The sequence below is a fragment of the Polaromonas sp. genome, assembly GCF_031411155.1.
Taxonomy (GTDB): domain Bacteria; phylum Pseudomonadota; class Gammaproteobacteria; order Burkholderiales; family Burkholderiaceae_C; genus Polaromonas.
The window spans coordinates 1-6,945 of record NZ_JANOAL010000195.1 but is presented as its reverse complement, the minus strand read 5'-3'; the positions used below and the strand labels follow the sequence as shown (position 1 = coordinate 6,945).

Below are 6,945 nucleotides of genomic sequence, written 5' to 3'. Positions count from 1 at the left end.
GGGGGCAGGTACGAGCGCATGTCCCGCGAGGGCACTGCGACCCCGAGCGGCAAGTACCGCAGCGACCCTTGTGCACGCCAATGCGTCGCTTCACGGTCAGTCGGCCGCCCAGCGGCCATAGCGTGAAATATCCGGGCTAGCGGCTTGCCGCCAGTGTTCACCTTCTCAAAGACCACGCAGACCGCCTCTTTGGAGGTTGATCGGTCCAACGCAATCACCGGAACCCGGTAGTACTTGAAGTTCTCCAACACGTCGCGCTTGAAGCGGCGGAACTCTTCACGCACAGCAGCATGGGCATCACCGGCCCACGCCTGGTCGAAGCCGTCTTGCCAATGATCCCAGTCAAACACCTTGGCCACGGGGTACATGAGCATCTTGTATTCACGCTCGGAAGACGACAAATCCGGCCCAGCTTCGCGCCCAAACTCGCCCCGCACAATCTTGTCTTCCGGCACACCAATGATCGCCTCTTCTCGGTCCACGGATGTGTCCAACGCCTTGCGAATATCGATGTAGAACCAGCGCTTGACCTTCTTTTTCTTCGGTGTAACCGTTTCAACCACTTTGCCCCGCATGGTGACCTGATACAGCGATGTCATGCGCTGCTGCCCATCCAACAGCAATGAGAGTGGCTTTACCTCTTTGGCAGCGGCTGGCGCACCTTCTACCGGCCGTGGCTTGAAGTTGACATCTCCGCCCGTGTTTAGTGTCATCAACGCACCGACGGGAAAAGCACGAGAAATGGAAGCGATCAGACTCTTGATGCGGTCTTCGTCCCACACCCAGCTGCGTTGAAAGTCTGGCAATTGCAAGGCACCCCGATGACAGTCTTCAAGCAACTTGGATAAGTCGTACGGGTTGGTCTGAAAGGTTGAGCCTGCCATTATTTGATTACCTCTTTGTTGGTGACCATGCAATACGCCTGATCAGGCCGATTTCGAACGTCTGGATACCGCAACTCCAAAGCGTCCTCCCTCACCATCGCCGTCAAAAAGCGTGACTGCAGTTTTTCGGCATCGCGGTCCACCAGCGCGGCCAGTTCAGAAGTTGCCAACCAGCGGCCTTCGCATAGCTGCTGAATGACGCCTTTAAGTTGGTCCACAGGGAGTTTCTTGTTCTTGCGGGCGGGCTCGGCAAGCGGTAACAGGTCCAGAATCTCGGACAAAATACCGGCCAGCCGATCCGATTGGGGGGAGTTCGGTGGCAATTGGGGGGAGCTTTGGGGGGAGCCCGCCTGCGTGAGCAACGCGTCGATGGTTTGTCTGGCTTTGGCTTCTGGTGTCATTCCCCCTCCGGTGTAGGGCATTCTAGGGGTAGCACAATGCCCGGGCCTTGCATGCGTGGCGCAGGCCGGGTCGGGAGCAACAAAAAGGCCGATTTCAGAGCAAAAAAGCCCTGCAGCCCAAGTATAGCTTGCGCCGTCAGCTATATTTTTTATAGCATTTTCAGCGCTGCCCGGAACTCCCGCGGCAAACGCTCAGCGGGCCGGGGATTGGTGACCGGAACCGCGCGCCAGGGCGACCGGATATTTCTCGCCGTTGACGATCATCTTCAGGCGCGCGGCCTCGACCAGGTCAATGCCCAGCTTGTCGCACAGTTGCAGCAGGTAGAGCAGCACGTCAGCGGCTTCGGCGGCGACCGCTGACTTTTGGGGCGCGCTCAGGGTTCGGCTTTGCGCTTCGGTCAGCCACTGAAAGTGCTCCAGCAACTCCGCCGCCTCGACGCTGAGGGCCGAAGCCAGGTTTTTGGGCGAGTGAAACCGCTCCCAGTCGCGCGCTTGGGCAAAGTCGCGCAGGGCCTGGGTGAGTGATGGAAGATCGTGGGTCATGCCCGATTCTGGCCTGAATCAGCGCCGGGCGCACCCAGCGCCTGCACGCCACCAGCGGCCTCAGTGCGGGTGGGAAAAGAAGAAACGCAGCATCTCGCGCGTGGCGTCGGGGCCCTTGGCGTCGGTGTAGGAGCCCGCGGCATGGCCGCCCGACCAGGCGTGCCCTGCGCCGTGCACCAGCCAGTGTTCGGCCAGCACCTTGCCCTGGCCGCCGCGGTGGGTCGAGCGGGTGTAGCGCCGGCCGTTGGGCGACAGGCCTTTTTCCACCTGCGATGCAGCGGCCCCTGCAGCGGCCCCGACAACGGCGCCGGCCAGCACGGCCGCGATCACCTGCTCGCCGTTGCGCGGGTGCACGGTCTTGTCTTCGTCACCGTGGAAAACAATCGTGGGCACGGCCTGCTGGCTCGTCTTTTCGATGCGTGCCGACCCCGCGCCAAATTGGCCGGCCTGGCCGCGCAGGCCGGGGCCGGTGGCGCCGCTGCGCATCAAGGCCAGGGCTTCGGGCATGTTGCGCGCGGCGCCGCTGGGCAGGCCCGAATGCACGCCGACCGCGGCAAACAGCTCGGGGTAGGCGTCGGCCACGATGGCGGCCATGGCGCCCCCCGCCGACAGGCCGGCGATGTAGACGCGGCGCGCGTCGATGCCGTGCTGCTTGATCACCGCCCGCGTCAGGTCGGCAATCAGCGCCGGCTCGCCGCTGCCGCGCCGCTGGTGGTTGTGCTTGAACCAGTTCCAGCAGCGCTGCGGGTTGGCGCCTTGCGGCTGCTCGGGGTACAGCACGAAAAATCCCTGTTCGCGCGCCCTCTCGTTCATGCCGGTACCCGCGGCAAAGTCGTCGGGGTTCTGGGTGCAGCCGTGCAGCATCACCACCAGCGGCAGCGCCTTGCCCGCGTGGCCGGGCGGCGTGTAGAGCTTGTAGCGGCGCGTCAGGCCGCCATGGGTGTGGCTGGCGCTGGTGAAATCGGCCTGGCCGGTTTGGCGGACCGGGGCAGTGGCAGGCACCACAAACGGGGTCGCGGGTGGGCGCGCGCGCACCTCGAACACGCAGCCGTCCAGAATCAGCCCAGCGTCTGGCGGGCCGGCGACGGGGCCGCGCGGCCCCGTGGTCTCAGGCGCCCCGCCCGTCAGTGCGCGCTGGATTGCCGCGGTGGCCTCAGTCAACCGGCCGGCTTGCGTTAGCCGGCTGGCCTCGCGCATCAGGGTCTGCAGGGTGTCGTTCATAAAAACTTTCTTGGGGGTGAATCGGGGGGTGGCGCGGGCTTAGCGCTGGCGGCTGGCCAGCGCGGCCTTGACGGCGGGACTGGCATGCAGCGCGCCCAGCACGTCAAGCGAGGCGATGGTGGCCAGGGCCAGTTCGGGGCTGACGTCATCGGCAATCGTGGCCAGGCCCAGCACGCGAATCTGCAGCTGCTCGTTGGCCGCCTGCACCGCGCGCAGGTCGTCGGCACTGAAATGCTGCAAGCCCAGCACCAGCATCTTGCGGGCCACCACCTGCTTCACCGCATCCGAATGCGTGCCCAGCTGGTTGCGAATGGCGGTGCGGATGAAGTCGCTGCGGTTGCCATAAAAGCCCTCGGCCACCAGCAGGTCGATCTGGCCCAGGTCGACAAAACCGAGGTTGATGGTGATCTTTTCGGAATCCGCGATCTTGGGTTTGGCGGCGAGGGTTACGTGTTCTTTTTTCATGCAACCATCCTAACACCATCCGTATGGATGTTAAATGGATGGTTATTCCCGAATCCCTGTAGTCCTGCGCCATCAGATGGCAAGCACGGGCCTGGCTATGCGCGGCGCTTCAGCCGGCAGCCATGAAACTCAGGCGCGGACCGGCGCCAGCATCCATTCGTGTGCCGGATCGTTCCTGAACACCCAGAAACGGTTCGGTCCGGCCATCACGTTGAGGTAGTACAGGTCGTAGCCATGCGGCGCGACGACCGGGTGGTAGCCACGCGGCACCATCACCACATCATGGTTCTCCACGGCGCAGGCCTCGTCCAGGCTGCGGTCGTCAGTGTAGACGCGCTGAAAGGCGAAGCCCTGCGGCGGGTTCAGGCGGTGGTAGTAGGTTTCCTCCAGCTGCGTCTCGACCGGTGGCTGCTCGAGGTCGTGCTTGTGCGGCGGATAGCTCGACGAATGGCTGGCCGGCGTCAGCACCTCGACCACCAGCAGGTGGGCGGCCGTGGGGTCGTCGTGCGGCAGGATGTCGCAGACGTAGCGGGTGTTGGTGCCCTGGCCGCGCACGCTGCGGCGCATGGCGGCCGGGGCTATCACACGAAGCTGGCGCGCCTCGCTGCCACCGGGCGCGCTGCACAGGGCCACCTCGGCACCACTTTCGGCGCGCACCTGCACGGTTTTGCCGGCAGGCACGTAGACCGCCGCGGGCGAGACTTCTTCAAACACGCTGCTGCGCGTGCCCAGGTGGCTGAAGGCCTGGCCGTCCATCGTCACCTCAACGGTACCGGTGAGCACCACCAGGCACAGTTCGCGCGTGCCGGTGTCCACCGTTTCCGTATCACCGGCGGCCAGGCGCAGCGCGCGAAAACCCACATGGATCCAGCCGGCGCGCTCGGGCGTGACATTGACGATCTCGCGGCCGGTGGGCGCGGCCTTGGCAAGCAGGGGGCTGACCATCTCAGGCCACCTGGCTCAAACGGTCAACGATGCCGCGCAGGGTGTCATAGCCCTTCTTGGCATAGTCGTAGCTCGGGGCCACGGCCGGGTCCTGCTCGGCCTCGACCACCAGCCAGCCCTCATAGCCCGCCTCTTTGAGGGTGGCCAGCACGGCCTCGTAGTCCAGCGCACCATCGCCCGGCACGGTGAAGGTGCCGTTGAGGACACCGTTCAGAAAGCTCCAGCCGTCGTTGCGCGCCCGCGCGATCACCGGGGCCCGCACATCCTTGCAATGCACATGCACCACGCGCTTGACATGCTTTTTCAGCAGGGCGACCGGATCGGCCGCGCCACCGAAGTAGGCGTGGCCGGTGTCGAACAGCAGGAACACCTTGCCGGGGTCGGTCAGCTCCATCAGCTTGTCCACATCGGCCGGCGACTCGACGTAGGCGCCCATGTGGTGGTGGTAGGCCAGCTTGATGCCGTAGGTGGTGAGCAAATGCTCGCCAAAGGCATTGAGGCGTTCGGCATAGGCTTGCCACAGCGCTTCACTGGCAAAGCGCGGGCGCCTGGAGACGGGGGTGTCGATCTGGCCCTGAATGGTGTCGGCGCATTCACCGTAAACCACGACGCGCGCGCCGTTGTACTGCAGTTTGCGCATGTGCGCCTGGCAGCGCTCGATTTCGTCGGCCACCGTGCCCGTCGCCAGAAAGCCGGAGTACCAGCCCGAGACGCAAGCCAGGTTGAATTCATCGAGCTTGGCTTTCAGGCCGGGGCCGTCCTTGGGGAACTTGTTGCCGAGTTCGAAGCCTTCGTAACCGATTTCCCTGCCCTCGCTTAAGGCGGTTTCCAGCAGGGTGTTGCCCCCCAGCGAGGGCAGGTCGTCGTTCATCCACGACAGGGGGTTGATGCCGATGCGTACGTTCCAGGTCATGACAGGGTTTCTTTCGGATAAGGTTGTTCAAAGACGTTGCTCTTGCTTGGCGGCAACATAGCGCGCGTGTGCGGCGTTGACCTCGCTGCGGCTGGAGACCTCGGGAATCGCCACCTCCCACCAGCAACCGCCGTCTTCGGTGCCGCGGCTGTGGGTGGTGTCTATCACCAGCACCTGCGTGCGCGTGGCGGCGCGGGCGCGGGCCATCGCCGCCTTGAGTTCAGCCACGTCTTTCACATGCACCGCCTCGGCGCCCATGCTGCGCGCGTGCATGGCAAAGTCGATCTGGCTGGCGTTGCCGCCTTCGGGCACGCAGTCATCGAGCATGTTGTTGAAACTGGGGCTGCCAGAAGCAAGCTGCAGCCGCTCGATGCAGCCGTAACCCCGGTTATCGAGCACCACGATGATGAGTTTCTGCCCCAGCAGCACCGAGCTGGCGATCTCGGAGTTCATCATCATGTAGGAGCCATCACCCACCATGACGATGACTTCCTGATTGGGGCGCGCCAGTTTGACGCCCAGGCCGCCGGCGATCTCGTAACCCATGCACGAGTAGCCGTACTCGACGTGGTAATTGCCCGGTGATCCGGCGCGCCAGAGTTTGTGCAATTCGGCGGGCAAGGTACCGGCGGCGCAGACGACCACGTCACGCTGGCCGCTGTCGCCGCCTGCATCATTGAGCGAATCGCGCACCGCGCCCATGACTTCGGCGTCATACGGCAACACATCTTTCGGCACGGCGGTGGTGAGTTCGGTGACACGGGCCAGCCAGCCGGCGGCTTGCGTTTCGGCGCGCGCCGTCCAGCCGGCATCGGCCTTCCAGTCGCCTAGCGCGCGGCCCAGCTGGCCCAAGCCCACGCGGGCGTCGGCCACCAGGGCGGTGCTGCGCCATTTGGCGGCATCGACGCTGTGCACGTTGAGGCTCAGGATGCTGGCATTGGCAAACAGGCTGTGTGAGCCCGTGGTGAAGTCCTGCAAGCGTGTGCCAATGGCCAGCACCACATCGGCATCGCGCGCCAGCGCATTGGCGGCGGGTGAGCCGGTCACGCCCAGCGCGCCCAGATTCAGCGGGTGGTCCCACGGCAGGCTGCTTTTGCCCGCCTGCGATTCGACGACCGGTACGCCATGGGCCTCGGCGAAGGCACGCAGGGCGTCCCAAGCCTGACTGTAGAGCACGCCGCCACCGGCCACGATGAGCGGTTGCCGGGCACTGCGCAGCAGGCCCGCGGCGCGCTCCAGTTCGCGGGCGTCCGCCGGGGGGCGGCGAAAACGGATCAGCTCGGGTTGCAGAAAGCTTTCCGGACAGTCGAAGGCGTGGGTCTGCACGTCCTGCGGCAAGGCCAGGCATACCGGGCCGCAGGTGGCCGGGTCGGTCATCACCTGAATCGCGCGTGGCAGGGCCGTGAGGATCTGCTGCGCTGCGCTGATGCGGTCGAAATAGCGGGTCACGGGCCTGAACGCATCGTTGGCCGTCAGGTCGCCCTGCGAGAAGTCTTCAATCTGCTGCAGCACCGGGTCCGGCGCGCGGGAGTTGAAGCTGTCCCCCGGCAGCAGCAGCACCGGCAGGCGATTC

8 protein-coding genes are annotated in these 6,945 nt (G+C 64.9%); all 8 read right to left on the bottom strand.

What is annotated here, in order from left to right; translation table 11 throughout:
* The coding region (locus RMO23_RS12330) for a DUF262 domain-containing protein (RefSeq protein ID WP_309681886.1) at window positions 1–884 on the bottom strand (884 nt) is incomplete at its 3' end.
* Entirely contained in the window at window positions 884–1,285 is a 402-nt protein-coding gene (locus RMO23_RS12325) for a hypothetical protein (RefSeq protein WP_309681885.1), read from the bottom strand. The genes RMO23_RS12330 and RMO23_RS12325, both read right to left, overlap by 1 nt.
* Before the next feature lie 192 nt (window positions 1,286–1,477).
* Window positions 1,478–1,828 (bottom strand): nucleotide pyrophosphohydrolase, encoded by a 351-nt coding sequence (locus RMO23_RS12320; protein WP_309681883.1) that lies wholly within the window; start codon window positions 1,826–1,828, stop codon window positions 1,478–1,480.
* A gap of 60 nt (window positions 1,829–1,888) precedes the next feature.
* On the bottom strand, window positions 1,889–3,049 hold the full coding sequence (locus RMO23_RS12315) for a PHB depolymerase family esterase (RefSeq protein ID WP_309681881.1): 1,161 nt from the start codon (window positions 3,047–3,049) through the stop codon (window positions 1,889–1,891).
* A 39-nt stretch (window positions 3,050–3,088) separates the two neighbouring features.
* Window positions 3,089–3,514 (bottom strand): CopG family transcriptional regulator, encoded by a 426-nt coding sequence (locus RMO23_RS12310; protein ID WP_309681879.1) that lies wholly within the window; start codon window positions 3,512–3,514, stop codon window positions 3,089–3,091.
* A gap of 129 nt (window positions 3,515–3,643) precedes the next feature.
* Window positions 3,644–4,459 (bottom strand): 5-deoxy-glucuronate isomerase, encoded by an 816-nt coding sequence (gene iolB, locus RMO23_RS12305; RefSeq protein WP_309681877.1) that lies wholly within the window; start codon window positions 4,457–4,459, stop codon window positions 3,644–3,646.
* A 1-nt stretch (window position 4,460) separates the two neighbouring features.
* Window positions 4,461–5,372 carry a myo-inosose-2 dehydratase gene (iolE, locus tag RMO23_RS12300; protein WP_309681875.1) on the bottom strand — a complete coding sequence of 304 codons (912 nt, stop codon included), beginning with the start codon at window positions 5,370–5,372 and terminating at the stop codon, window positions 4,461–4,463.
* Between the two features lie 27 nt (window positions 5,373–5,399).
* Window positions 5,400–6,945, bottom strand: a 1,546-nt coding sequence (locus tag RMO23_RS12295; protein WP_309681873.1) for a thiamine pyrophosphate-dependent enzyme, incomplete at its 5' end; no start/stop codon positions are given.

Coding starts and splice junctions, on each gene's coding strand:
- RMO23_RS12325 (WP_309681885.1), bottom strand. CDS start 1,285: ATGACACCAGAAGCCAAAGCCAGACAAACCATCGACGCGTTGCTCACG.
- RMO23_RS12320 (WP_309681883.1), bottom strand. CDS start 1,828: ATGACCCACGATCTTCCATCACTCACCCAGGCCCTGCGCGACTTTGCC.
- RMO23_RS12315 (WP_309681881.1), bottom strand. CDS start 3,049: ATGAACGACACCCTGCAGACCCTGATGCGCGAGGCCAGCCGGCTAACG.
- RMO23_RS12310 (WP_309681879.1), bottom strand. CDS start 3,514: ATGAAAAAAGAACACGTAACCCTCGCCGCCAAACCCAAGATCGCGGAT.
- iolB (WP_309681877.1), bottom strand. CDS start 4,459: ATGGTCAGCCCCCTGCTTGCCAAGGCCGCGCCCACCGGCCGCGAGATC.
- iolE (WP_309681875.1), bottom strand. CDS start 5,372: ATGACCTGGAACGTACGCATCGGCATCAACCCCCTGTCGTGGATGAAC.